This is a genomic window from Burkholderia sp. AU17457 (assembly GCF_002223255.1).
In the GTDB taxonomy this organism is placed as follows: domain Bacteria; phylum Pseudomonadota; class Gammaproteobacteria; order Burkholderiales; family Burkholderiaceae; genus Burkholderia; species Burkholderia sola.
In genome coordinates, this window is record NZ_NKFB01000003.1 from 784,003 (window position 1) to 805,099 (window position 21,097).

Annotated in this window: 24 protein-coding genes; 17 read left to right on the top strand and 7 right to left on the bottom strand. The window is 69.9% G+C overall.

Features of this window, described 5'->3' with window-relative positions; genetic code table 11:
* The first annotated feature begins 205 nt into the window (after window positions 1-205).
* Window positions 206-1,123 carry a 3-hydroxyacyl-CoA dehydrogenase NAD-binding domain-containing protein gene (locus tag CFB49_RS06150; RefSeq protein ID WP_069617086.1) on the top strand — a complete coding sequence of 306 codons (918 nt, stop codon included), beginning with the start codon at window positions 206-208 and terminating at the stop codon, window positions 1,121-1,123.
* Window positions 1,124-1,160: 37 nt separating this feature from the next.
* Here the strand turns inward: CFB49_RS06150 and CFB49_RS06155 are convergent, their stop codons facing one another.
* Together CFB49_RS06155 and CFB49_RS06160 are read right to left on the bottom strand one after the other, a co-directional pair.
* The gene (locus tag CFB49_RS06155; protein ID WP_069617087.1) at window positions 1,161-1,445 is read right to left on the bottom strand and encodes a DUF4148 domain-containing protein; all 285 of its coding nucleotides are present in this window, start codon (window positions 1,443-1,445) and stop codon (window positions 1,161-1,163) included.
* A gap of 151 nt (window positions 1,446-1,596) precedes the next feature.
* On the bottom strand, window positions 1,597-2,445 hold the full coding sequence (locus CFB49_RS06160; RefSeq protein WP_069617088.1) for a LysR substrate-binding domain-containing protein: 849 nt from the start codon (window positions 2,443-2,445) through the stop codon (window positions 1,597-1,599).
* A 329-nt stretch (window positions 2,446-2,774) separates the two neighbouring features.
* Here CFB49_RS06160 and madL point away from each other — a divergent pair, with 329 nt between their 5' ends.
* The 11 genes from madL (at window position 2,775) to CFB49_RS06215 (ending at window position 11,538) form a co-directional block, all read left to right on the top strand.
* Window positions 2,775-3,170 (top strand): malonate transporter subunit MadL, encoded by a 396-nt coding sequence (gene madL / locus CFB49_RS06165; protein ID WP_006485307.1) that lies wholly within the window; start codon window positions 2,775-2,777, stop codon window positions 3,168-3,170.
* 11 nt (window positions 3,171-3,181) lie between these two features.
* Window positions 3,182-3,949: a malonate transporter subunit MadM gene (gene madM / locus CFB49_RS06170; protein WP_027808885.1), complete on the top strand. Its 768-nt coding sequence runs from the start codon at window positions 3,182-3,184 to the stop codon at window positions 3,947-3,949.
* Window positions 3,950-4,080: 131 nt separating this feature from the next.
* Complete coding sequence (gene mdcA, locus CFB49_RS06175; protein ID WP_089491423.1) at window positions 4,081-5,727, top strand: malonate decarboxylase subunit alpha; 1,647 nt, start codon at window positions 4,081-4,083, stop codon at window positions 5,725-5,727.
* A gap of 11 nt (window positions 5,728-5,738) precedes the next feature.
* Window positions 5,739-6,053: a malonate decarboxylase acyl carrier protein gene (gene mdcC, locus CFB49_RS06180; RefSeq protein ID WP_069617090.1), complete on the top strand. Its 315-nt coding sequence runs from the start codon at window positions 5,739-5,741 to the stop codon at window positions 6,051-6,053.
* Window positions 6,050-6,985 (top strand): biotin-independent malonate decarboxylase subunit beta, encoded by a 936-nt coding sequence (locus tag CFB49_RS06185; protein ID WP_089434813.1) that lies wholly within the window; start codon window positions 6,050-6,052, stop codon window positions 6,983-6,985. Before mdcC ends, CFB49_RS06185 begins: the two co-directional genes overlap by 4 nt.
* A complete protein-coding gene (gene mdcE, locus CFB49_RS06190; RefSeq protein WP_069617092.1) occupies window positions 6,972-7,679 on the top strand; it encodes a biotin-independent malonate decarboxylase subunit gamma in 708 nt (235 codons plus the stop codon). The genes CFB49_RS06185 and mdcE overlap by 14 nt, the downstream gene beginning before the upstream one ends.
* Window positions 7,666-8,334 (top strand): malonate decarboxylase holo-[acyl-carrier-protein] synthase, encoded by a 669-nt coding sequence (gene mdcG, locus CFB49_RS06195; RefSeq protein ID WP_069617093.1) that lies wholly within the window; start codon window positions 7,666-7,668, stop codon window positions 8,332-8,334. Before mdcE ends, mdcG begins: the two co-directional genes overlap by 14 nt.
* Window positions 8,331-9,197: a triphosphoribosyl-dephospho-CoA synthase MdcB gene (mdcB, locus tag CFB49_RS06200; RefSeq protein ID WP_069617094.1), complete on the top strand. Its 867-nt coding sequence runs from the start codon at window positions 8,331-8,333 to the stop codon at window positions 9,195-9,197. The genes mdcG and mdcB overlap by 4 nt, the downstream gene beginning before the upstream one ends.
* Window positions 9,194-10,126 carry an acyltransferase domain-containing protein gene (locus CFB49_RS06205; protein WP_089490905.1) on the top strand — a complete coding sequence of 311 codons (933 nt, stop codon included), beginning with the start codon at window positions 9,194-9,196 and terminating at the stop codon, window positions 10,124-10,126. Before mdcB ends, CFB49_RS06205 begins: the two co-directional genes overlap by 4 nt.
* Window positions 10,127-10,243: 117 nt before the next feature.
* On the top strand, window positions 10,244-10,765 hold the full coding sequence (locus tag CFB49_RS06210) for a phospholipase D-like domain-containing protein (RefSeq protein ID WP_069617096.1): 522 nt from the start codon (window positions 10,244-10,246) through the stop codon (window positions 10,763-10,765).
* A gap of 125 nt (window positions 10,766-10,890) precedes the next feature.
* Window positions 10,891-11,538, top strand: a complete 648-nt coding sequence (locus tag CFB49_RS06215) for a phosphoribosyltransferase (protein WP_069617097.1) — start codon at window positions 10,891-10,893, stop codon at window positions 11,536-11,538.
* Window positions 11,539-11,545: 7 nt separating this feature from the next.
* Here CFB49_RS06215 and CFB49_RS06220 read toward each other — a convergent pair whose 3' ends face one another.
* Window positions 11,546-12,763 (bottom strand): polyhydroxyalkanoate depolymerase, encoded by a 1,218-nt coding sequence (locus tag CFB49_RS06220; protein ID WP_069617098.1) that lies wholly within the window; start codon window positions 12,761-12,763, stop codon window positions 11,546-11,548.
* Window positions 12,764-12,963: 200 nt separating this feature from the next.
* On the opposite strand from CFB49_RS06220, the gene CFB49_RS06225 reads away from it, so the two are divergent.
* On the top strand, window positions 12,964-13,593 hold the full coding sequence (locus CFB49_RS06225; RefSeq protein WP_089490906.1) for a glutathione S-transferase family protein: 630 nt from the start codon (window positions 12,964-12,966) through the stop codon (window positions 13,591-13,593).
* A 159-nt stretch (window positions 13,594-13,752) separates the two neighbouring features.
* Window positions 13,753-13,959, top strand: coding sequence for a hypothetical protein (locus CFB49_RS06230; protein ID WP_006476356.1), 207 nt, complete (start codon window positions 13,753-13,755; stop codon window positions 13,957-13,959).
* Between the two features lie 107 nt (window positions 13,960-14,066).
* Here CFB49_RS06230 and proP read toward each other — a convergent pair whose 3' ends face one another.
* Entirely contained in the window at window positions 14,067-15,557 is a 1,491-nt protein-coding gene (gene proP, locus CFB49_RS06235) for a glycine betaine/L-proline transporter ProP (protein ID WP_089490907.1), read from the bottom strand.
* 539 nt (window positions 15,558-16,096) lie between these two features.
* On the opposite strand from proP, the gene CFB49_RS06245 reads away from it, so the two are divergent.
* Window positions 16,097-16,429, top strand: coding sequence for a YnfA family protein (locus tag CFB49_RS06245; protein ID WP_069617197.1), 333 nt, complete (start codon window positions 16,097-16,099; stop codon window positions 16,427-16,429).
* A 28-nt stretch (window positions 16,430-16,457) separates the two neighbouring features.
* Here CFB49_RS06245 and dnaQ read toward each other — a convergent pair whose 3' ends face one another.
* The 3 genes from dnaQ to CFB49_RS06260 are packed head-to-tail and all read right to left on the bottom strand — an operon-like array spanning window position 16,458 to window position 18,485.
* Window positions 16,458-17,192 carry a DNA polymerase III subunit epsilon gene (gene dnaQ / locus CFB49_RS06250; RefSeq protein WP_069617101.1) on the bottom strand — a complete coding sequence of 245 codons (735 nt, stop codon included), beginning with the start codon at window positions 17,190-17,192 and terminating at the stop codon, window positions 16,458-16,460.
* 40 nt (window positions 17,193-17,232) lie between these two features.
* Window positions 17,233-17,676 (bottom strand): ribonuclease HI, encoded by a 444-nt coding sequence (gene rnhA / locus CFB49_RS06255; protein ID WP_069617102.1) that lies wholly within the window; start codon window positions 17,674-17,676, stop codon window positions 17,233-17,235.
* Window positions 17,673-18,485 carry a class I SAM-dependent methyltransferase gene (locus CFB49_RS06260; protein ID WP_069617103.1) on the bottom strand — a complete coding sequence of 271 codons (813 nt, stop codon included), beginning with the start codon at window positions 18,483-18,485 and terminating at the stop codon, window positions 17,673-17,675. Before CFB49_RS06260 ends, rnhA begins: the two co-directional genes overlap by 4 nt.
* A gap of 18 nt (window positions 18,486-18,503) precedes the next feature.
* Between CFB49_RS06260 and gloB the strand changes: the two genes are divergently transcribed.
* Together gloB and CFB49_RS06270 are read left to right on the top strand one after the other, a co-directional pair.
* Window positions 18,504-19,340 carry a hydroxyacylglutathione hydrolase gene (gene gloB / locus CFB49_RS06265; protein WP_089490909.1) on the top strand — a complete coding sequence of 279 codons (837 nt, stop codon included), beginning with the start codon at window positions 18,504-18,506 and terminating at the stop codon, window positions 19,338-19,340.
* 151 nt (window positions 19,341-19,491) lie between these two features.
* Window positions 19,492-21,084, top strand: coding sequence for a transglycosylase SLT domain-containing protein (locus tag CFB49_RS06270; RefSeq protein ID WP_089490910.1), 1,593 nt, complete (start codon window positions 19,492-19,494; stop codon window positions 21,082-21,084).
* The last annotated feature ends 13 nt before the right edge of the window (window positions 21,085-21,097 follow it).

Consider the following 21,097-nt stretch of genomic DNA (forward strand, 5'->3'; position numbering starts at 1 on the left):
GACGCCTGCGGCGGGCGCGACGGGTGGCTCCACGGGGTCGATACGGGGGCGGTGCGTTGCATGCGGCACTGCCAGCCGACGCTTAATTAGTGGCCGTCGCCGCGCATTTCAAGAGGCAGGATGCAATCCGCGTCGACGCGTGCGCGGGGGATTCGATGCGACAATCGCCGCGGCATATCCGCAGACCAAACTACACGGGACAACCATGGACATTCGACGTATCGCGATCGTCGGCGCCGGCGTGATCGGCGCGAGCTGGGCCGCTTTCTACCTGACGCAAGGCTTCGACGTCGTCGCGACCGACCCGGCGCCGCAAGCCGATGCGCGGCTGCGCGACGCGCTTGCCGCCTTCCTCGGCGAGCGGGCCGCCGAACTTTCCGCGCGGCTGTCGTTCGACGCCGATCTCGTGCGCGCGCTGGACGGCGTCGACTTCGTGCAGGAGAACGGCCCCGAGCGGCTCGACCTGAAGCGCGCGCTTTACCGGCAGATGGACGACGTGTTGCCCGCGCACGTGCCGATCGCGTCGAGTTCGTCGGGCCTGAAGATGTCCGATATCCAGACCGCGTGCGCGAAGCATCCGGAGCGCTGCCTGATCGCGCATCCGTTCAATCCGCCGCACCTGATCCCGCTCGTCGAGCTGGTCGGCGGCGACGCGACCGCCCACGACGTGATCGCGCGCGTGAAGCAGTTCTACGATGCGCTCGGCAAGCAGACGATCGTGCTGAACAAGGAGATGACCGGCCACGTCGCGAACCGGCTCGCGGCCGCGCTGTTCCGCGAGGTGTATCACCTCGTCGGCGAAGGCGTCGTGAGCGTCGCCGATGCGGACAAGGCCGTCGCGTGGGGGCCCGGCCTGCGCTGGGGGCTGATGGGGCAGTGTCTGACCTATCACCTCGGCGGCGGCGCGGGCGGGATCGCGCATTTCCTCGAACACCTGTCGGGGCCGATCACGAGCTGGTGGGACGACCTCGGCGCGCCGTCGTTCGATCCGGAAGTCGATCGCAAGCTGACCGACGAGCTGCGCGCGATCCAGGGCGAGCGCTCGATGCAGGAACTGGCGGCGGAGCGCGACCGGTTGCTCGTCGAACTGATCGACGCGCGGCGCCGCAGCTTCCTGCCCTGATCCCGATCCCGTCGCGCCGGCGCGACGGCGGCGCCGGTCATTGCTGCGACGTCGCCTGGCTGGCGGGCGGCACGTGGGCCAGCCAGGCGGGGCTCACGGCCTGCACGAGTTCGCGGTTGCGTGCACGGGTCGCGGCGTTCGGCGGGTAGTTGCCGTCGTTCGTCGGCAGTTCGCCGTCGAGATAGGCTTGCTTGAGCTGGTCGATGACTTCGGCGCGCGTCAGGCCCTGTTGTGAGGGGGCCGACGCGTCGGTCTGGGCAAAGGCGGGGGACAGCAAGGCGGCTGCAGCGGTCGCGACGGCGAATCGCAGGGCGTTGTTCATGGCGGGCTCCGATCGAGGGGACGGGGTACCGGCGCGCGCGGCGATGCGCGGTGCGTCCGGATGGGGCCCATTGTCGCGAGCGGGTGCTGCGCGGACGATGACGCGTTCCGGGCAAAGCTGTCAGGTGCGGTCGCGCCCGCGCGCAGTGCCGTTACAGCTCGGCCGCCGCCGTGATCAACGTGGCTTCCAGCGCGAGCGTCGAGCGCGACGCGGCCGCCGGGCGATCGATCACGTATTCGAGTTCGCCGAGTTCCGGCAGCCCCGCGTCGAGCCGCGCGAGCCCGGCCGGGATCACGTAGCCGGCGAATGCGCTGACGCCGAGCCCTGCGCTCGCGGCCGCCCGCAGCACCGCGATGCTGCTGCTCACGACGGCGATCCGGTACGGCCGCCCGATGGCCTCGAGCGATTCGAGCACGCGGCGGCGCGACACGCTCGGCTCCGGATGCATCGCGAGCGGCAGCACGGCCTCGTGGCCGGTGATCCGCGAATCGGGGCCGGTGCACCAGTACAGCGGTTCGCTGCGGATCACGCGGCCGCGCCGGCTGCCGGCGATGCGTTTCGCGAACACGAGATCGTGCCGGCCCTCGTCGAGCGCGTCGAACAGGTCGCCCGACAGTCCGGTCGAGATCGCGAGCTCGACGTCCGGGTTGCGCTGCACGAAGCTCGCGAGCGCGGCCGTCAGGTGCGCCGACGCGAAATCCTCCGACATCGCGAGCCGCACCTTGCCCGACAGCGGCGGCCCGCATACCGACGTGACGGCCTCGTCCATCAGTTCGAGGATGCGCACCGCGTAGCGGAACAGCGCGTCGCCGTGCTGCGACAGGTGCACGTTGCGCGTGTCGCGCTCGAACAGCGGCCGGTCGAGCAGCTCCTCGAGCCGGCGGATATGCTGGCTGACGGTCGACTGCGACAGGTTCACGCGCTCGGACGCGGCGGTGAAGCTGCCGGACTGGGCGACGGCGACGAAGCTGCGCAGCAATTCGGGCGGTAACGGACGCATTGCTAAATCCACTGAATCGGTTTCGACAACTTCATAAATGGCCGGATTTTGCGGCGCTAGTATCGGATCACGCGCCAGTGCGGCCTCCGCGAACGAGGGGCACCGGACGCGTAGCCCGTGTCGCGCCGCCGGCTGCATCGATCAGTCTAAGCCATCCGGCGTCCGGCCCGAACCCGCATCATCCCATCGACCCCGAGAACGCGCTCGCACGACGAGCCGCCGGGCCGCGGCGCCCCGCCGCAGGAGACACACAGTCCGCCCGGGATCGGCGTGCGGGCCTGGCTCCCGCACGCGTCAGGCGCCCGTCACGAAGAGACTGGAGACGACTCATGATCATCTACGGAACCGCGCTGCTGGCGTTCTGCCACCTGGCCGGACTGTTCCTCGGCGACCTGCTCGGCAGCGCGATCGGCGTGAAAACCAACGTCGGCGGCGTCGGCATCGCGATGCTGCTGCTGATCTGCCTGCGCCTGTGGCTGCACCGGCGAGGCTGGCTGCCGAAGGAGACCGAGGCGGGCGTCGGCTTCTGGGGCGCGATGTATATCCCGGTCGTCGTCGCGATGGCCGCGAACCAGAACGTCGTCGCCGCGCTCAAGGGCGGGCCGGTCGCGCTGCTGGCCGCCGTCGGCGCGGTCGCGATCTGCGCATGCTGCATCGCGGTACTCGCGCGCACGGGCCGCGACGACACGGCCTTCGCGGGCGTGCCGCAATTCGAAGAACAATAACGGAGGCCGCCATGCTGCAGATGCTCGAAAAAACCGTCGCCCACAACGGGCTCGTCGCGTCGTTCGCGCTGGTCGGCCTGATCATGTGGCTGTCGTCGATCGCGTCGCGCAAGCTCACGTTCGGCCGCGTGCACGGCTCGGCGATCGCGATCGTGATCGGCCTCGTGCTCGCCTACGTCGGCGGCGCCTTCACCGGTGGCGAGAAGGGGCTGGCCGACGTCAAGCTGTTCGCCGGCATCGGCCTGATGGGCGGTGCGATGCTGCGCGATTTCGCGATCGTCGCGACCGCGTTCGAAGTGCAGCCGACCGAGGCGCGCAAGGCCGGGCTCGTCGGCGTCGTGTCGCTGCTGCTCGGCACCGTGCTGCCGTTCATCGTCGGTGCGTGCGTCGCGCGCGCGTTCGGCTATACCGACGCGGTCAGCATGACGACGATCGGCGCGGGCGCCGTCACCTACATCGTCGGGCCCGTCACGGGCGCGGCGATCGGCGCGAGCTCCGACGTGATCGCGCTCAGCATCGCGACGGGGCTCGTGAAGGCGATCATCGTGATGGTCGGCACGCCGGTCGCGGCCAACTTCATGGGCCTGAAGACGCCGCGCTCCGCGATGATCTTCGGCGGCCTCGCCGGCACCGTCAGCGGCGTGAGCGCGGGGCTCGCCGCGACCGATCGCCGGCTCGTGCCGTACGGCGCGCTGGTTGCGACGTTCCACACCGGCGTCGGCTGCCTGCTCGGGCCGTCGCTGCTGTTCTTCACGACGCGCGCGCTGGTCGGCGCGTAGGGCAATGCGACGCGGCCCGCGTGCGGGCCGCATCCATCGCGGCGTCCTCTGAGTCGCATTCTGCAACATCATCAATCGGCGGCGGCGCCAGGCTTAGAATGCCGCTGAACCATCGAAGCGGAGAACTGTTCATGACCGGATGGAATCACGCGCGGCAGGCGCGCGATGCACGCGTCGCGGCCGGCGCGGCGTACGCGCAGGGCAAGCGGGTCGACGCGCGCGACACCGTCGCGTTGCTCGAAGCGGTGCTGCGGCCCGGCGACCGCGTGTGCCTCGAAGGCGACAACCAGAAGCAGGCCGATCTGCTCGCCACCGCGCTCGCCGACGTCGACAGCGCCAAGATCCACGGCCTGCACATGGTGCAGTCGGGCGTCGTGCTGCCCGAGCACCTCGACGTGTTCGAGCGCGGCATCGCGACGCGTCTCGACTTCGCGTATTCGGGCCCGCAGTCGCAGCGCATCGCGAAGCTGCTGTTCGGCGGCAAGATCGCGCTCGGCGCGGTGCATACCTATCTCGAGCTGTTCGCCCGCTACTTCATCGACCTCACGCCGCAGGTCGCGCTGATCGCGGCCGTGAGCGCCGATCGCGACGGCAACCTGTACACGGGCCCGAACACCGAGGACACGCCGACCGTCGTCGAAGCCACCGCGTTCAAGGACGGCATCGTGATCGCGCAGGTCGACCGCATCGTCGACAAGGTGCCGCGCGTCGACATCCCGGGCGACCGCGTGCATTTCGTCGTCGAGGCCGGCCGGCCGTTCTACGTCGAGCCGCTGTTCACGCGCGATCCGGCCGCGATCACCGAGACGCAGATCCTCACCGCGATGCTCGCGATCAAGGGCATCTACGAGCCGTACGGGATCAAGCGCCTGAACCACGGGATCGGCTTCAACACCGCCGCGATCGAGCTTCTGCTGCCGACCTACGGCGCGAAGCTCGGGCTGAAGGGCAAGGTCTGCACGCACTGGGCGCTCAATCCGCACCCGACGCTGATTCCCGCGATCGAATCGGGCTGGGTCGAGCAGATCCACTGCTTCGGCTCCGAGGTCGGGATGGACGACTACATCCGCGCGCGCTCCGACGTGTGGTTCACGGGCCCCGACGGGTCGCTGCGCTCGAACCGCGCGTTCTGCCAGACGGCCGGCCTCTATGCGTGCGACATGTTCATCGGCTCGACGCTGCAGATCGACCTGTCCGGCCATTCGTCGACGGTCACCGCCGAGCGCATCGCCGGCTTCGGCGGCGCGCCGAACATGGGCAGCGACGCGCGCGGCCGGCGCCATCCGAGCGAGCCGTGGCTGAAGGCCGGCGCGGAAGCCGACCCCGACACGCCGGCGGCGCTGCGGCGCGGCCGCAAGCTGGTCGTGCAGATCGGCGAGACGTTCGGCGACAAGAACGTGCCGATGTTCGTCGAGAAGCTCGACGCGCTGAAGCTTGCCGACAAGCTGCAGCTCGACCTCGCGCCGATCATGGTCTACGGCGACGACGTCACGCACATCGTCACCGAGGAGGGCATCGCGAACCTGCTGATGTGCCGCGACAAGGACGAACGCGAGCACGCGATCCGCGGCGTCGCCGGCTATACGGACGTCGGCCGCGGCCGCGACCGGAAGATGGTCGAACGGCTGCGCGAGCGCGGCGTGATCCGCCGCCCGGAGGATCTCGGCATCGATCCGCTCGACGCCGACCGCCGCTGGCTCGCCGCGCGTTCGATCAAGGATCTCGTGCACTGGTCGGGCGGGCTCTATGCGCCGCCGGCCCGGTTCCGCAACTGGTGAGGAAGAGGGGCATGGAACAGTTGAACTATCGCTTCACCGCGCGCGAACGCGCGAAGGGCGAACGGGCCGCGGCGCTCGTCGGCGTGGTCGCGTCCGGCAATCTCGAGGTGCTCGTCGAGCGCGTGCTGCCGGGCAACGAATGCGAGATCGACATCCGCACCGCGGCCGTCGGGTTCGGCGCGGTCTGGCAGGCGGTCGTGTCGGATTTCGTCGAACGGCGCACGCCGGGCGGCCTGAAGCTGTCGATCAACGACGGCGGCGCGCGGCCCGACATGGTGTCGCTGCGGCTCGCGCAGGCCGTGCGCGCGATCGAGGGGGATGCATGATGAGCGACACGATCCACGACGCACCGGCGTTCGTCGCGAATGCGGCGAGCTGGTACGAAGCATCGGCGCGGCAGCGTATCGACGGGCTGCTCGACGCGGGCAGTTTCGGCGAATTCCTCGGGCCGGCCGAACGCGTGACGAGCCCGCACCTGCCGCTGTTCGGCCTGCCGCAGCAGTTCGACGACGGGATGGTGGTCGGCCACGGCCGGCTCGACGGCAAGTCGGTGTTCGTCGCCGCGCAGGAAGGCCGTTTCATGGGCGGCGCGTTCGGCGAAGTGCACGGCGCGAAGCTCACCGGGCTGCTGCGTGCCGCGCGTGAAGTCGGCAAGCCGGTGCTGATCCTGTTCGATACGGGCGGCGTGCGGCTGCAGGAAGCGAACGCGGGCGAGCTCGCGATCGCCGAGATCATGCGCGCGCTCGTCGAAGCGCGTGCGGCCGGCGTGCCGGTGATCGGGCTGATCGGCGGCCGCGCGGGCTGCTACGGCGGCGGCGGCTTGCTCGCCGCGTGCTGTTCGGCGCTCGCGGTGTCGGAGCAGGGGCGCATCAGCGTGTCGGGGCCTGAAGTGATCGAGACCAATCGCGGCGTCGAGGAATTCGACTCCAAGGATCGCGCGCTGATCTGGCGCACGATGGGCGGCAAGCACCGGCGGCTGATCGGCGGTGCCGATCGGTACGTGGCCGATACGCCGGACGCGTTCCGCGCGGCGGCGCTCGACCTGATCGATCGCGCGCCGACGTTCGATGCGGCGATGCTGCGCGCGGAGCAGGCGCGTCTCGACGCGCGGGTCGAACGGTTCGGCGGCTGCAAGGATGCGCTCGACGTGTGGCGCATGCTCGGGGCCGACGCGCCGGAAGCGATCCCCGGGATGCCCGACGACGAATTTGCGAAGCTCGCCGATCAACTGCAGGAGCCGCGGCATGACGCTCGATGAAGTACTGAACTCGCTGTTTCCCCGAGGCCATTCGATTGCGCGCAATGGTGGCCTGCTGACGGGCCACGCGGAACTGGCCGGCACGCGCGTCGACGTGATCGGTGTGACCGACCGCTTGCCGTTCGGCATCGACGAGGCGCTGACGCTCGCGTCGCGCGTGCTCGACACGGTCGCGCGCGGCGGCGATACGCCGATCGTCGTGCTGGTCGACAGCGACAGCCAGCGGATGAGCAAGCGCGACGAATTGCTCGGCCTGAACGAGGGGCTGTCGCATCTCGCGAAGTGCCTGATGCATGCGGATCTCGCCGGGCACCGGACGATCGGCGTGCTGTACGGTCACACGGCCGCGGGCGCGTTCATCGCGACCGCGCTCGCGACCCGCACGCTGCTCGCGGTGCCGGGCGCCGAGCCCGAGGTGATGGACCTGCCGTCGATGTCGCGCGTCACCAAGCTGCCGATCGACGTGCTGAAGGAGATGGCGCGTTCGACAGCGGTGTTCGCGCCGGGGCTCGACAACCTCGTGAAGATGGGCGCCGTCGACGCCGTGCTCGATCCGTCCCACGCGCTCGACGCACAGGTCGGCGAGTGGCTCGGCAAGCCGGCCGAGCGCGTCGATCGGCGCGCGGCGCGCGGCCGGCCGGTCGCGACCGACGTCGCCGCCCGCGTCGAGGCACTCGCGCGTGCCGCACGCTGAGCTGCCGCTGCGCCGCCACACGCTCGTCACGCTGACGGCGGCCGGGTGGGACGCGGCCTTTGCCCGCGATCCCGCGCTCGCGGGCGAGTCGTTCTTGCGCGCATGGGCCGAACGCGGGTGGCCGCTGATCGTGCGTCGCGCGTCGCCGGATGAAGCCGATGCCGGTCGCGTGCCGCTCGGCCTGCCGCTGCCGCCGTCGGCGGGCAAGCGGCGCATCGCGCTGAACGTGGCCGCCGACGCGCTCGCGACGGTCGGCCCGCTGCCTGCGTTGGCGGACGTACTCGCCGCCGCGCCCGCCGCGTGGCATGCGCCGCTGCGCGAGCTCGATGCGCTCGGCGCGCGCTGCGGCGCGCAGGGCCGCGTGTTCGGCAGCCTCGCCTGGCAGGCGCTGACCGGCGAGCCGTACCTGAGCGCATCGTCCGATCTCGACATCGTGTTCCCGCTGCCGGACGCCGCGTCGCTCGCGCCGCTGCTCGACGGTCTTGCGGCGATCGACGCGCACGCGCCGATGCGCATCGACGGCGAACTGCTGCGCGACGACGGCGCTGGCGTCAACTGGCGCGAACTGCACGCGCGGTTGCCCGAAGTCGCGGTGAAGACCGCGATGGCCGTCGAATTGATGCGCGCCGATGCATTCATCGGAGGCACGGCATGAGCGCCCGGAGTGCGTGCCGCGTGGCGGTGCCGTCGGCTGCCGAGCGCGTCGCCGCGCTGGCCGAGCGCAGCCTCGTGCTCGAGATCGACACCTATCCGAAGCCGGGCCTCGTCAGTCACGTCGACACCGGCAGTCACGCGGACATGGATGCCGCGACGTTCGCGCGCAGCGCCGCCGTGCTGCGGCCGTACTTCGCGGAACTCGCCGACGCGGGCGCACGCGACGCCGACATGGCCGTGCTGCGCAAGATCGGCCTGCGTGCCGAGCACGCGATGCTCGCCGCGACCGGCGGCGTCAATACGCATCGTGGCGCGATCTTCGGCCTCGGGCTGCTGTGCGCGGCCGCCGGCCGGCGCGCGATGCCGGGCGCGATGCCGGCCGGGACGACGCTCGGTGCGTTCGTGTCGCGCCGCTGGGGCGTCGAGATCCTCGGCGGCCCGCGTTTGCCGGACAGCCACGGCGAGCGCGCGAGCCGCCGCTACGGTGTCGGCGGTGCGCGTCGCGAGGCCGCCGACGGCTTCCCGACCGTGTATGCGATCGGACTGCCCGCGCTGCGCCGCGCACGGCGCGATCTGCCGGGCGATCCGGAAGCCGCGCGCGTCGCCGCGTGCTTTGCGCTGATCGCCGCGCTCGACGACACGAATCTGCTGCACCGGGGCGGCCGGGACGGCCTCGATTTCGCCCGCGCGACCGCCCGTGCGTTCGTCGCGCGCGGCGGCGTGCGGGCGCGCGACTGGCGGCTGCGCGCGGCGGCCGCGCATCGTGCGTTCGTGGCGCGCCGGCTGAGCCCGGGCGGCGCGGCCGACCTGCTCGCGATGAGCGTATTCGTCGATGCGCTCGAAGCCGAAGGGCATGCGCGATGACGCTGGCCATCCTGTGCTCGGGGCAAGGCGCGCAGCGCGCCGACATGTTCGATCTGACCGGATCGGCGCCGCAGGCCGACGCACTGTTCGCGCATGCGGTCCGGCTGCTCGGCGAAGATCCGCGCACGTGGGTCCGGCAGGCCGGGCCCGACGCGCTGCAGGAAAACCGGGTCGCGCAGATCCTCTGCACGCTCCAGGCGCTCGCGGCGGCCGCGCTGCTCGATGCGGCGTGGCCGCGCCGGCGCTGCGTCGCGGGCTACAGCGTCGGCGAGGTCGGCTCGTGGAGCGTCGCGGGGATGATCGACCCGCACGATGCGCTCGACCTGGCCGATGCGCGTGCACGCGAGATGGATGCCGTGAGCGGCGGCGACGAGCGGATGGCGTTCGTGCGCGGCCTGACGCGGGCGCAACTGGCGCAGCTGTGCGACGGTCGCGACGCGGCCATCGCGATCGCGAACCCCGGCGACGCGTTCGTGGTCGCCGGGCGGCAGGCCGATGTCGACGCCGTGGCCGACGACGCGGCGCGCGCCGGCGCGCTGCGTGTCGCGCCCGTGTGCGTGCGGATCGCGTCGCATACGCGTCGGCTGGCGGCGGCCGTGCCGGCATTTCGCGCGACGCTGGCCGCGACGCGCGTGCGCCGGCCGTTGCCCGGCACCCGGTTGTTCTCGGGGATCGATGGCGCGTCCGTACTCGATGTCGACGCGGGCCTCGACAAGCTCGCGCGGCAGATCGCGGAGCCGGTCGAATGGGCGGCCTGTCTTGCCGCATGCGTGGAGGCCGGCGCGACCGCGTTTCTCGAACTCGGCCCCGGGCGCGCGCTGGCCGAGATGGCCGGTGGCGCGTATCCCGCGTTGCCCGCGCGCAGCCTCGCGGACTTCCGTTCCGTCGACGGCGTGACGAGCTGGCTTGCGCGCGTCGCGGCCGGCTGATCGACGGGTCGGAACCCGGCTCGAAACACAGCGGCCGGGCACCTGTTCCGTACTGTGTGTTGCGTCGGCGCAGCAGCGTCGCAGCCGCCTCTTGTCATGCGAATTGGCGTCGCTACAATGGCGCCCGCCATGAGACCAGCCGCCTTCTTGCTCGCCGCGTTCTGCTGCGCGACGAGCGTCCACGCCAGCCAGATTCCGTCCGATGCCGCATCGGTCGGCACGTACTTTTCGTATGACAACGCGGCGGCCGACGCGACCGTCGATCTGATCGAACAGGCGCAGCGCCGCGTGCTGCTGGCCGGCTATACGCAGGTGCCGCCGGCCGTCGCGAGCGCGCTGCGGGCGGCTCGCGCACGGGGTGTCGAGGTGCGCGTCGTGCTCGTACGTTCGCCGCGTGCGGGCAAATACAGTGGCGCCGGCTATCTGAAATCGGCGGGCATCGACGTCGCGATCGATTCGCGGCACGGCGGCCCCGCGTCGCGTTTCGTGATCGTCGACGACAGCGTCGCGCTGACGACGTTGTCCGACGGCGCGGCCGAGCACGCCGACACGGTGAACGTGTTCCGGCGCGCGCCCGAACTCGCGCAGTCCTACGCGCAGTCGTTCTGGCGGCTGTACCGGCAGGCCGCCGGTCTCTGATCCTTTCCCGCGGCGCGTCGCGCGCCGGTATGACCCTGCTTGCATCGACGCGATCGATGAACCATGCTCGTTGACAGGCGTCGGCGCGGGTTGCGCGCGCCCGGCGCAACGGCAGGGAGCCGATCGTGATCGAAAGCAGTTTTGCCGATCGCGCCGATGCCGGCCGCCAGCTGGCCGACGCGTTGCGCGAATACGCGGGGCGAACCGATGTCGTCGTGCTCGCGCTGCCGCGCGGCGGCGTGCCCGTCGCGTATCCGGTCGCGTGCGCGCTGCGCGCGCCGCTCGACGTGCTGGTCGTGCGCAAGCTCGGCGTGCCGTTCGACCCCGAGCTCGCGATGGGCGCGATCGCGACGGGCGGCGCGACCCATCTGCAGCGTTCGGTGATCCGCGCGATGGATGTATCGGATGCGCAACTCGCCGACGTGATCGCGCGCGAGACGGCCGAACTGCAACGCCGCGAAGCGCTGTACCGCGGCGCGGCGCCGCCGCTGGCGGTGGACGGACGCATCGCGATCGTCGTCGACGACGGTGTCGCGACCGGCGCGTCGATGCGCGTCGCGCTGCAGGCGCTGCGCGAGCGCCGCCCGGCGCGCATCGTCGCGGCGGTGCCGGTCGCGCCGGCGGGCGCGGCGCATGCGTTCGACGGCCTGGCCGACGCATTCGTCGCGGTGTCGCAGCCGGCGCGGCTTCTCGGGATCAGCCAGTTCTACGCGCGCTTCGAGCAGACGAGCGACGACGAGGTGCGCGCGCTGCTCGACGCGGCGCGCCCCTGACGCGTCGTCACGTCCGACGGTTCCGGCGCGGGCGCGGTCGGCCGGTTTCCGCCTGCGCGAACACGCGCTGCATCGCCGGATGGACGTTGCCGTGCCAGCGTGGCCCCGTGAACAGCCCGTAGTGATCGCAATCGTCGACGTCGACGCGATGGCGCGCATCGGCCGGGAGGCCGCTGCACAGGTCGAGCGCCGCATGCGTCTGGCCGGCGCCCGTGACCGCGTCGCGGGCGCCTTCGACGGTCAGCAGCGCGACGTCGCGCAACGCGGCGGGTTCGACGCGCCGGCCGCGCACGTGCCACGCACCGGTCGCGAGCAGCATGCGCTGGAACACGACGTCGACCGTATCGAGAAAATAGTCGGCCGGCATGTCGAGCAGCGCGGTGTATTCACGCAGCGCCCGCCGTGCGTCGGCGAGCCCGGCCATGTCGAAGCGGGAAGCGGCCAGCGCGTAGGTCTCGATCAGCGTCAGGAAGCGTTGCGGATACAGGAGCGCGATCTCGCCCTGTTGCAGGTAGGTCGGGAACACGTGGCGGCCGTGTCCCGCGAAGCCGGGCGGCACGATGTCGATCAGATGGCGCCGGCACCAGTCGAGCGAATGGGCGGCCGCTGCGGCGCCGAGCGCGCTCGGGTTCAGCCGCGCATCGAGCGGGCCGCCGATCAGCGTGATGCTCGCGGGCGGCGCAAGGCCGCGAGCGGCCCGCAACGCGAGCGCGCCGAGCGCGGGCACGGTCGCCTGACACACGGCGACGACGTGCAGCGGCCGATCGTCGTGCTGGAGCGCGTCGACGAAGCCGTCGAGCATCGCGACGTACTCGTCGAGCCCGAAGCGGCCTGCCGCGAGCGGCACGTCGCGCGCATTGCGCCAGTCGGTCACGCAGACGTCGCCATCGGCGAGCAGCGTTTCGGCGGTTTCCCGCATCATCACGGCCGCGTGCCCGACGAGGGGCGCGCACAGCAGCACCGTACGGCGCGCGTCGGCATGCGCGAAACGCCGCAAGTCGCAAAATGGCGTATGCGCGACGACCTGCTCGCCGACGTCGGGCCACGCGAGGTCGAAGCCCGGCGGCGCGGCCTGCGGCCCGAGCAGCGGTTCGAACAGGTCGTCGTAGCACGACGACGCGGCATGCGGCAGCGACGCCGCCGGCCATGCGTCGAACGCGTATCGCGTCGCTGCGCGCCACGCGCGCATCCATTCCCGCTGCTGCTCGACGACGGCATACCACATGGCGGACCCTGGGGCGGAAGGAGCGTGAATCTGCATTATGGTCGCAGGGGGCGGGCAGTGCGAGCCCGATACGCGGCTCGCTGATGCGCGTCAAGCGCGCGGGCACGCAAGGGGCCGTTATTGGCGTGAACAGACCCTAGGCGCCGCCGCGCGACGCTGCTACAGTCGTCGGTCCCATCCCCGTAAGCGGAGCGTTCGCGATGAAGCTGATCGGCATGCTGGATTCCCCGTTCGTGCGCCGCGTCGCCATTTCGGCGAAGCTGCTCGACCTGCCGTTCGAACACGAGTCGATCTCGGTATTTCGTCATGTCGAGCAGTTCAGGCGGGTCAACCCGGTCGTCAAGGCGCCGACGCTCGTGACCGACGGCGGCGCGACGCTGATCGATTCGTCGCTGATCGTCGACTATCTCGATCATCTCGCCGCGCCGGAGCGGCGCCTGCTGCCCGACGCCGTCGATGCCCGACTGCGCGCGCTGGTGCCGATCGGATTCGCGCTGGCCGCCGCCGAGAAAACCGTGCAGGTCGTCTACGAGCAGGCGCTGCGGCCGACGGACAGGCAGCACGAACCGTGGATCGAACGCGTGCTGGGCCAGCTCGAAGGCGCATACGGCGCACTCGAGCCGCTGGTCGCGGCCGCGAACGGCTGGTTCGGCGGCGCGCGACTGCTGCAGTCGGACGTGACGGTCGCGGTGGCGTGGCGCTTCACGCAATTCATGGCGGCCGGGTACCCGATGCTGGCGCGGATCGATCCGGCCCGTTATCCGGCGCTCGCCGCGCATTCCGCGCGGGCGGAAGCGCTGCCGGCCTTCGTCGAGACGCCGCTCGCCTAGCTTTTGAAGCGGCCCGCCGGGCGATCGCACGCCGCTGGCCCTGGTCCGGCAAGCCGCTGCCGATTGTTCTCGGCCGCTGACAAGTGACTTCGCATTCGCGCTGTTTATCCGGAGGCGACCGATCCCTAGAATCCACTCCATCAAATCACGCATTGCCAGATGGAGCCGATGATGAAAGCCCTGATCGAATCGAGCCTGTACCACCCGTCCGTCGTGTTGGCGCTTGCCGGGCTCACGCAGCTGATGGTCGAGCGCGATTTCAATCTCGGCCAGGTCGGGATGATCGTCGCGGCGCGCGGTGCGCAGGCGGCCGTGTCGCGGTCGCGCGCGCTGATCTTCTGCCGTCACTGCGAAGCGCAGGCATGAACGCGCACGTCGACTGAATGAAAAAAGCCCGGCCGGCGCAAGCCGGTCGGGCGGATCGGGTTCGATCGGGCCCCGGCTTCGGCCGGGGCTTTTTCATTGAGCGACGCTCATGCGCGTGCGGGTGTCGCGACGCCGTAGATTTCCGAGTCGTCGTCCTCGTCGCGCAACTGGCGCGCGAGCTGGTGCGCTTCGCGGCGCGTCGCGACGGCCGGCGGCGAGCCCTTCAGCGGCTGGCGCGCGGTTTCGGCGAGCGCGACGACCGACACGATGCCGATCAGCGCGGCGCCCATCATGTAGTACGCGGGCATCATCAGGTTGTGCGTCACGTCGACGAGCCACGCGGTCACCAGCGGCGTCGTGCCGCCGAACAGCGACACCGACACGTTGAAGCCGATCGCGAGCGCGCCGTAACGGATCTCGGTCGGGAACAGCGCGGGCAGCGCCGACGGCATCACGCCGGTGAAGCACGACAGCAGCACGCCGAGGATCAGCAGGCCGCCGAACACGGATGCCGTGGTGCCCGTGTGGATCAGCATCAGCGACGGGATCGACAGCACCAGCAGGCCGACGCAGCCGGCGAGCATCACCGGCTTGCGGCCGACCTTGTCCGACAGGCGGCCGGCGTACAGCGTCATCGGCATCATCAGCACCATCACGATCAGCACCAGCACGAGGCTGTGCGATTCGTCGAAGTGCAGCGTCGACGACATGAAGCTCGGCAGGTACGACAGCACCATGTAGTCGGTCACGTTGAAGATCAGCACGAGGCCGACGCACAGCAGCAGGGCACGCCAGTTGCGCAGCAGCGTCTCGCGGAAGCGCGTCTTCGGCACGGCCTTGTCCTGCGCTTCGCGCGCTTCGGCCTGGCGCTTGAACGCGGGCGTTTCCTCGAGCTTCATCCGGATGTACAGTCCGATCAGGCCGAGCGGCCCGGCGATCAGGAACGGCACGCGCCAGCCCCACGACAGCAGCGCTTCCTGCGACAGCGACGCGGTGAGCAGCGCGACGACGCCCGCGCCCAGCACATAGCCGATCAGCGTGCCGAATTCGAGGAAGCTGCCCATGAATCCGCGACGCTTGTCGGTCGAGAACTCGGCGATGAAGGTCGCCGCGCCGCCGTATTCGCCGCCGGTCGAAAAGCCCTGCACGAGGCGCGCGACGAGCAGCAGGATCGGGGCCATGATGCCGATCGACGCGTAGCTCGGGATCAGCCCGATCGCGAAGGTGCCGACGGCCATCATGATCATCGTCGCGGCGAGTACGCGCTGGCGGCCGATGCGGTCGCCGAGCGGGCCGAACACCATGCCGCCGAGCGGACGCACGAGGAACGCGGCCGCGAACGTGCCGAAGGTCGCGAGCAGCTGCGCGGACGGGCTGCTGGACGGGAAGAACACCTTGCCGAGCGTGACGGCGATATAGCTGTAGACGCCGAAGTCGAACCATTCCATCGCGTTGCCGATGGCCATCGCGCTGACGGCGCGCTTGAGCAGGCTCTGGTCGACGACGGTGATGTCGTCCGCGGCGAGCGGGGCTTCGCCGGACGACGAAGCGGGGGAAGAGACAGCGGTCGGGCTGACGTGTGTTGCGGTCAAGGTCATGCACTCCTTTGACAGCGCCGGAACGGGCGGGGCCGTCCGACACGGTTTGCCGGCGAGCGCGGTGTCGTGTGCTGCGCGTCGGGGCAGACCTTTAAGCACTTACTGCGCAGGGGGCAGCAAAGGGCCGAGGGGCTGCTTCGACGCGGGCCCGATGGGCCGTCGCGACAGTGCGCTCATGAAGAATGGGCCGCGTGATGCAAGCGGCGGATGCCGGTGCGGACGAGATGTCCGGCGTTCCGGCAACGCCCCGGAGGGGCAACGAAACGAGAAAAGCGGGCCTGTCGGGCGGGCTTTCCTGTGGATGCAATTTCGATCGAGGCACCGGCCCGCAGTGTGCGGACGGACTTCTCTCAAAATCGAAAAGACAGAGATTGAATGTTGAAACAGGCGACATGATAGCACGATGACGGACGATCGTGCAAATTGCCCGGAACCGCCCGTCTGGCGGGGCATCCGGGCGGGCCCGCTCGGGTATGATCGGCGGCGCGCGGCGCGGGCATGCGGTCCGCCGCGACGGGGCAGAATTCGCGAGGAACCGGATGACCGAATTGACGAGGATCGCGGCGCTGTTCGCCGCTACCGCGCTGGCCGAAATCGTCGGCTGCTACCTGCCGTGGCTCGTGCTGAAGGCCGGGCGCCCGGCCTGGCTGCTGGTGCCGGCCGCGCTGTCGCTCGCGCTGTTCGCGTGGCTGCTGACGCTGCACCCAAGCGCGGCGGGACGCACGTATGCCGCGTACGGCGGCGTGTACATCGCGGTGGCGCTGATCTGGCTGCGGGTGGTCGACGGCGTCGCGCTGACCCGCTGGGACGTGGCCGGCGCGGTGCTCGCGCTCGGCGGGATGGCCGTCATCGCGCTGCAGCCGCGCGCATGAGCGCGGCCGCAACGCGGGTTGCGGGGTATTACGCCGCTTCGGCGGTATCCGTGTCGGCGGACTGGCGCCACACGCAGGTACCCTTGACCGACTTGTCGAGCTCGTCGAGCTGAGCCTGGTGCGCGGCCAGCTCGTCGTCGCTCGCGGCCACCACGGGCAGGTCGAGCGCGGCGAGCGACACGCGCTGGCCATTCGCCGCGCCGCCGCCGACACTCGCGTCGTCGAGCATGTCGATCACGAGGCTGTCCTGACCGCGCGTCATCGCGAGATACACCTCGGCGAGCAGCTCCGAGTCGAGCAGTGCGCCGTGCAGCGTGCGGTGCGCGTTGCTGATGCCGAAACGGTCGCACAGCGCGTCGAGCGAGTTGCGCTTGCCGGGGAACATCTGCTTGGCCTGCACCAGCGTGTCGATCACGCCGCCGCAATGCTCGGTGAACGGCGGCAGGCCGAGCCGCGCGAATTCGGCGTCGAGGAAGCCCAGGTCGAACGGCGCATTGTGGATGATCAGCTCGGCGTCCTTCACGAAATCGAGGATCTGGTGGGCGACTTCCGCGAATTTCGGCTTGTCGCTCAGGAATTCGGTCGTGAGGCCGTGCACCGCCAGTGCGCCCGGATCGCTGTCGCGTTCGGGGTTCACGTAGAAGTGCAGGTTGTTGCCGGTGAGCCGCCGGTTCAGCAGCTCGACGCAGCCGATTTCGATGAGGCGGTCGCCCGTGCGGGCGTTCAGGCCGGTGGTTTCGGTATCGAGAATGATCTGGCGCATGTCGGGAAAAGCAAGAAAAACGGGAGAGGGCGGCCGGCGTTTACGCGGCCAGCGATTCGACGCCGCGATTCGCGAGCGCGTCCGCGCGTTCGTTTTCGGGATGGCCCGCGTGGCCCTTGACCCAGCGCCACTCGATCTCGTGCTGCGCGACGAGCGCGTCGAGCCGCTTCCACAGGTCGGCGTTCTTCACCGGGGTCTTCGCCGCGGTGACCCAGCCTTTCTTCTTCCACCCGTGGATCCACTCGCTGATGCCTTTCTGCACGTATTGCGAGTCGGTATGCACGATCACGCGGCACGGCCGCTTCAGCGCTTCGAGCGCGGCGATCACGCCCATCAGCTCCATGCGGTTGTTGGTCGTGTTCGGCTCGCCGCCGAACAGTTCCTTTTCCTTGTCGCCGTAGCGCAGCAGCGCGCCCCAGCCGCCGGGGCCGGGGTTGCCCTTGCAGGCGCCGTCGGTATAGATGTCGATGGTGTCGATTGTCATGAACGTTCTTGGTGAGTGGTCGGGGAGGCCGCCGGCGTCAGGCCCGGTGCGAGCACGGGCTTCTTCATCTTGATCGGGCCGACGAGGCGCATGCCGCGCACGCGCTTGACGGCCGTCACCATGTAGACGGCGCCGAAGATCGGCCACCAGCGGTCGCCGGCGGCCTCCATGAAGCCGTAGCGGGCCAGCCACTGGTCGGTGGCGAGCGGCGGCCGGTAGCAGCCGAAACGGCCGCGTTCGAGGTCGAAACCGAGCAGCTTGATCCAGTCCTTGAGCCGGATGAACGCGATCTGGTCGCGCGTGGCCGGCACGAACGGGCGGTTCGCCATGCGCCCGAACGATTGCCGCATGCCCCACAGGCTCAGCGAGTTGAAGCCGGTGATCACGAGCTGGCCTTCCGGCATCAGCACGCGCTCGGCCTCGCGCAGCAGGCGGTGCGGGTCGGACGTGAATTCGAGCGTGTGCGGCATCACGATCAGGTCGACGCTCTGCGATTCGAACGGCAGGTCGAGCAGGTCGCACCAGGTCGTGCTGCGATCGGCGGGCGCATGGCTTGCCGTGTGCGCTTCGCGCGCCCACGGATACTGATACGGCGCGCTCGCGCCGCTCGCCGGGTCGAGCACGAGGCCGCGATACGGCATGCGGTTCTCGCGCAGCGCGTCGAGCTGCGGCAGGCCCAGCTGCAGCGCGTGGAATCCGAAGACGTCGGACACGATCCGGTCGAGCTGCGCCTGTTCCCAGCCCAGCACGTAGCGGCCGGGCGGCGAGTCGGTCCAGGCGGGCCAGTCTATAATTTGTGGATCGGACATAACGATGATTGCGCGCCCATGAACGAGCTGGAATACGTGCCGGTTCCGGCATTCGAAGACAACTATATCTGGCTCGTCTCGGACGGCCGCGATGCGATCGCCGTCGATCCGGGTGAAGCCGCGCCCGTACGCCGGGTTCTTGCCGAACGAGGTTGGCGGTTGACCGCTATTTTACTCACGCACCACCATGCCGACCACGTCGGCGGTGTCGAGGCGCTGCGTAATAGCCAACCGGACGATGCTCCGCTCCCTGTTTACGGTCCCGCGGCCGAAGCGATCGGCGTGGTCACGCGGCCGCTGGCAGGCGGCGATCGCGTGACGCTCGACGCGCCGGCCGTCGTGTTCGACGTGCTCGACGTGCCGGGTCATACGCGCGGCCACATTGCGTACTTTCAGGCGGCCGGCCAAGGCACGGCCGGTCCGGGCGCGGCCGGGCAGGGCAACGCGGTGCCGCACGTGTTCTGCGGCGACACGCTGTTCTCGTGCGGCTGCGGCCGCCTGTTCGAAGGCACGCCCGCGCAGATGCTCGCCTCGCTCGACGCGCTCGCGGCGCTGCCGGGCGACACGCGCGTGCATTGCGCACACGAATACACGCTGTCGAACATCCGCTTCGCACTCGCGTGCGAGCCGGGCAATGCGGCGCTCGCCGCGTGGCGTGACGATGCGCAGGCGCTGCGTGCACGCGGCGTGCCGACGCTGCCCACGACGATCGCGCACGAGCGTGCCGTCAACCCGTTCATGCGGGCCGACAGCGCGGCGATCCACGCGACGCTCGAGGCCGAGCTGCACGAAACGGTGACGGATCGTCTTGCCGCGTTCACGCTGATGCGCGAATGGAAAAACCGGTTCCGATGAGATTTTCCGGAGGACTCCAAAGCTCAAGCGGTGTCTGTAAAAATTGCTCCAAATGTAGGATTTCGCTGAGTTTTCGGTGTTTTTATTGACGTGAAGCACGCACTTCCGTAGTATCGCCTGCAATTTCCAGCCGTCGGAAGCAGAGATTTTCATGCGACTTATATTGAGTGCGATGGTGGTGCTGCTACTCGCCGCTTGTGCGAGCCAGCCCCCTGTCGCCAACAACGCCGCCGATTCGCAGGCGACGTCCAACTACCTCCGTAAATCAGCCACCGCCAAAGAAACTGTCGACGTCGACAAGCAATCCGTCGGCGATCTGACCACGGCAGACTCCGATCTCTGGGCGCGCATCCGCCGCGGCTTCCAGATGCCCGACCTGCAGAGCGATCTGGTCGACATGCAGACGACCTGGTATACGCAGCGTCCCGATTACGTGCAGCGCATGACCGAGCGCTCGCAGAAGTACCTGTATCACATCGTCGAGGAACTCGAGGCGCGTCACATGCCGACCGAGCTCGCGCTGCTGCCGTTCATCGAGTCCGCGTACAACCCGCAGGCGCTGTCGGTCGCGAAGGCGGCCGGCATGTGGCAGTTCATGCCCGGCACCGGCCGCACGTACAACCTGAAGCGCAACATGTGGCAGGACGAGCGCCGCGACGTGCTCGCGTCGACGAGCGCCGCGCTCGACTACCTGTCCCGCCTGCACGACATGTTCGGCGACTGGTATCTGGCGCTGGCCGCGTACAACTGGGGCGAAGGCAACGTGCAGCGCGCGATCGCGCGCAACCAGGCGGCCGGCCTGCCGACCGACTACCAGAGCCTGCGGATGCCGAACGAGACGCGCAACTACGTGCCCAAGCTGCAGGCGGTGAAGAACATCATCGCGAGCCCGCAGCAGTACGGCCTGGCGCTGCCCGATATCCCGAACCACCCGTATTTCGTGACGGTCACGACGTCGCGCGACATCGACGTGGCGGTGGCCGCGAAGCTCGCGAACCTGCCGCTCGACGAGTTCCGCTCGCTGAACCCGTCGTTCTCGAAGCCCGTGATCCTCGGCGCGACCGAGCCGCAGATCCTGCTGCCGTTCGACAACGCGTCCGCGTTCGAGAAGAGCCTGAAGGCCTATAGCGGCCAGCTGTCGTCGTGGACCACCTACACGGTCAGCGAGCGTGCGCGCCCGGCCGCGATCGCCGAGAAGATCGGCGTCGACGCCGATACGCTGATGTCGGTCAACAAGATTCCGGCCGGCATGCGCTTGAAGCCCGGTTCGACGATCGTCGTGCCGCGCGGCGATGACGACGACGAGGACATCAGCGCCGATGTCGCCGAAAACGGTGCGCTTGCGATGGAGCCGGACGTTCCCGATACGCGCAAGATGCTGATCCGCGTGCGTCGCAAGCAGTCGATGGCGGCGATCGCCGGCCGCTACGGCGTGTCGGTCGGCCAGTTGAAGGCGTGGAACCGTACGCACCGCGATCTCGTGATGCCGGGCCAGGCGCTCGTGCTGCACGTGCCGGTCGGCCGTTCGGTGCCTGCGGAGCCCGGTCCGGAGCGAATCGCGACGTCGGCTGCCGGTGCGCACATCGAGCGCGCGAGCCTGGCGGTGGGCGGCAAGTCGCACGGCGGCAAACGCGGCGCCGCCAAGTCGTCGGCGAAGTCGGCGAAGGCTGCCGCTCCCGCGAAAGCCGCTCCCGCGAAAGCCGCGCCGGCCAAGACCGCCGCGCACAAGGGCAAGAAGAAGTAAGCGCGGCCGTCGC